The 2,796-nt window shown below is 62.0% G+C and carries 2 protein-coding genes; both read right to left on the reverse strand.

Going from position 1 to position 2,796, the window contains the following annotated elements:
- Positions 1-153: 153 nt before the first annotated feature.
- A complete protein-coding gene (lepA, locus tag ACESMD_RS15605) occupies positions 154-1,968 on the reverse strand; it encodes a translation elongation factor 4 (RefSeq protein WP_372614773.1) in 1,815 nt (604 codons plus the stop codon).
- A 159-nt stretch (positions 1,969-2,127) separates the two neighbouring features.
- A partial coding sequence (locus tag ACESMD_RS15610; RefSeq protein WP_372614775.1) for a PDZ domain-containing protein occupies positions 2,128-2,796 on the reverse strand: 669 nt, incomplete at its 5' end.

Below are 2,796 nucleotides of genomic sequence, written 5' to 3' on the forward strand. Positions count from 1 at the left end.
CCGCTCGTCAAGCCCCTCGGTGGTACCCGCATCGGCAGTGGCCAGCCGCTGCCGACGCAGGGGTCGCCACCAGAGCAGATCGGCCAGCCAGATCACGCCGGTAACGCCAACCGCTACCACTAGTAGAAAGGAAAAATCCATGAAATCAGGTCCCTAGTCATTCACTTTGAGCACGGCGAGGAAGGCGTCCTGGGGAATCTCCACCCGGCCCACCTGCTTCATGCGTTTCTTGCCCGCCTTCTGTTTCTCGAGCAGTTTCTTCTTGCGGGTCACGTCGCCGCCGTAGCACTTGGCGGTGACGTTCTTGCGCAGGGCCTTGACGGTGGAGCGCGACACCACCTGGCTGCCGATCGCGGCCTGGATGGCGACATCGAACATCTGCCGCGGAATCAGCTCCTTCATCTTCTCGACCAGCAGACGACCGCGGCCGTGTGCATGGTCGCGATGGATGATCACGGCCAGGGCATCGACCTTGTCGCCGTTGATCAGCACATCCAGGCGCACCAGCTTGGCGGCCTGAAAACGCTCGAAGTTGTATTCCAGTGACGCATATCCCTTGGAGATGGACTTCAGGCGATCGAAGAAGTCCATCACCACCTCGGACATGGGGAGCTCATAGGCGAGCTGGATCTGGCTGCCGAGGAACTGCATGTCCAGTTGGGTACCGCGACGCTGCTCGCACTCGGTAATCACGTTGCCGACATACTCCTGAGGGACCAGCATGCTGGCACGGACGATGGGTTCGCGCATCTCGTCCACATCAGCCATGTCGGGCAGCTTGGAGGGATTGGACACATAGCGGATCTCGCCATTGTTCATGGCCAGTTCGTAGACCACCGTGGGCGCCGTGGTGATCAGCTCTATATTGTACTCGCGCTCCAGCCGCTCCTGAACGATTTCCATGTGCAGGGTGCCGAGGAAGCCAACCCGGAAGCCGAAGCCCAGCGCATCGGAATTCTCCGGTTCATAGTCCAGGGAGGCATCATTGAGCGCGAGTTTCTCCAGTGCGTCGCGGAAATCCTCGTAGTCGTCGGCGCTGACCGGGAACATGCCGGCATAGACCTGTGGCTTGACCTTCTTGAAGCCCGGCAGGAGGGGAATATCGGGCGTCTTGGCATGGGTGATGGTGTCCCCCACAGGGGCCCCATGGATGTCCTTGATGCCGGCCACCATGAAACCGACCTCCCCGGCACGCAGGATACCGGTCTCCTTGCGGGTCGGGGTAAAGATGCCCACCTCATTGGCCTGCCAGTCGCGTCCGGTGGACTTGATGCGCAGCTTTTCGCCCTTCTTCAGGGTGCCGTCGAAGACCCTGACCAGGGAAACGACACCCAGATAGTTGTCGAACCATGAATCGATGATCAGCGCCTGCAGGGGGGCGTCCGGATCACCCTTGGGGAGGGGAATGTCACGCACCAGACGTTCAATCAGGGCCTCGATGCCAATCCCGTTCTTTGCCGAGACCTGACAGGCATCCGTGGCATCCAGACCGATGATTTCCTCGATCTCGTGGGCCACCTTGTCCGGATCGGCCTGGGGCAGGTCGATCTTGTTGAGCACCGGCAACACCTCCAGCCCCTGCTCGATGGCGGTATAGCAGTTGGCAACCGACTGGGCTTCCACGCCCTGCCCCGCATCCACGACCAGCAGGGCCCCCTCACAGGCATACAGCGAACGGGAAACCTCGTAGGAGAAATCGACATGCCCCGGGGTATCGATGAAGTTGAGCTGGTAGGTGTGCCCATCCTCGGCCACGTAATCCAGGGTCACAGACTGGGCCTTGATCGTGATGCCGCGCTCGCGCTCTAGGTCCATGGAATCGAGTACCTGCTCTTTCAGCCCACGCTCGGTCAGACCGCCACAGACCTGGATCAAGCGGTCGGCCAGGGTCGACTTGCCGTGATCGATATGCGCGATGATCGAGAAGTTACGGATATGCTTGAGCTTGTCGGAGGAGTCTTGGGACATCGAGTCGCTTCTGCCTGATGGGGGTCGAGCCACGGGTCGGCATCCGGGATGCCGGGCCGTCGGGAATGCGCGCTATTGTAGCCGCATGAGGCGGCAGTAACAGCGACCCGACGGTGGAAGCCGTCGGGTCGCTGTGTCGGGGAGATGATAAAGTCAGGATCAGTCGCTGGCGAGGCGCAACGCCACGAACAGGGAACGGCCATCACGGAAGAGGCGCACGGGGACGGCCCGGTCGGTGGGCAGGGAGGCCACCAACTCGAGCAGCTGGTCGGGACCTTCGACGCTCTGGTGATCCAGGCTGACCAGGATGTCCCCCGGACGAATACCCGCCGCCGCCGCGGCACCCTCGGGATCGACCTCTCGGATCCGGACACCGCCCTCGATACCCAGCTGTTCAGCCTCGGCAGGGTCGAATTCACTGACCGAGAGTCCCAGGAGTGCCTGGCTATCGCTCTGGTTGGGGCTGCCTGTGGCCTGCATCCCGGCTTCCGGCCAGTCGCCCACCGTCACGTCGATGCGACGCTCATTACCATCACGCAGCACCAGCAATTCCACCTCGTTGCCAGGGCTGGTGTTGCCGATCAAGCGTGGAAGGGTACTGGAACGTTCCACTTCCTGGCCATCGACCTCGAGGATGACATCACCCGCACGCAGACCATCACGAGCCGCCGGACCCTGGGGATCCAGGTCGGCAATCAGGGCACCGCTGGGGCTGTCCATGCCGAAGGATTCCGCCAGGTCGCGTGATACGGGCTGAATCATCACACCCAGCCATCCACGGCTCACGCGACCCTCATCGCGAAGCTGGTCGGCTACATCCATGGCCAC

The sequence above is a fragment of the Halomonas sp. genome, from assembly GCF_041689495.1.
In the GTDB taxonomy this organism is placed as follows: Bacteria; Pseudomonadota; Gammaproteobacteria; order Pseudomonadales; family Halomonadaceae; genus Halomonas.

What these genes read in the sequence shown, in the direction of transcription:
- lepA (WP_372614773.1), bottom strand. Translation starts at nt 1,968, where the DNA reads ATGTCCCAAGACTCCTCCGACAAGCTCAAGCATATCCGTAACTTCTCG.